Source organism: Alcanivorax sp. HI0044, assembly GCF_001634945.1.
In genome coordinates this window covers 1-674 of the sequence record NZ_LWEZ01000681.1, presented here as the reverse complement: position 1 = coordinate 674, position 674 = coordinate 1, and the positions used below count along the sequence as shown (strand labels likewise).

1 protein-coding gene is annotated in these 674 nt (G+C 55.2%); it reads left to right on the top strand.

Going from position 1 to position 674, the window contains the following annotated elements; genetic code table 11:
* The first annotated feature begins 31 nt into the window (after positions 1-31).
* Positions 32-385: a hypothetical protein gene (locus A3730_RS08265; RefSeq protein WP_063520635.1), complete on the top strand. Its 354-nt coding sequence runs from the start codon at positions 32-34 to the stop codon at positions 383-385.
* Positions 386-674 lie beyond the last annotated feature (289 nt).

Below are 674 nucleotides of genomic sequence, written 5' to 3'. Positions count from 1 at the left end.
CTGACCGTCTGTACCGTTGCCGGTGACAGACTTGACCCTGTTCAATAAATGGGGCCACTCTGAAACCGGGTTCACCTGTGAATCCCTGATCGAACAAGGAGTTGCGATTATGGAAACCGGTAAACAAATGATTGCCGATATCAAAGGCAAGCTGGATGAACTGGAAGCCGAGCTGGATCAACTGGAAAAGCAGGGGGGCGGAGACCGCAGCACCGAAGCGGAGCGACATCAGCTGGCTTTGCAGGATGTGCTCACAGAATTGCAGCAACGCATTGACGAATACCATGAACTGACCGGTGCAGACAGCGTGGATGGCCAGGCTAACTGGCAACAGCTGGACAAGGACCTGAAGGAACTGGACAGCGATCTTTACGGCGCCAACTGATTCGATGACCGCCTGTTAGGGAACCTCTGAATAACTCCTTGCGTACTCAGCGTGGCCTGAAGCGTGCAGCTGTTGAGTCTTGTCTTGACGGACAGGGTGGTTCCCTTTCCTAGGGGCAAGGCGCAGCAGATGTACGCTTCAGGCCGTGCCCTCCGGGTCTTCCAGGCTGGCCCGCACTCGTCGTTGCGTGTTGAAGGTGAAGAGTCGATGGATGGACATATCTCGATCCCAGTTAGGGGACACCTTCAAAATCGCGCCCTCTGTGCCCCGAATGGGGTATAGATTGCGA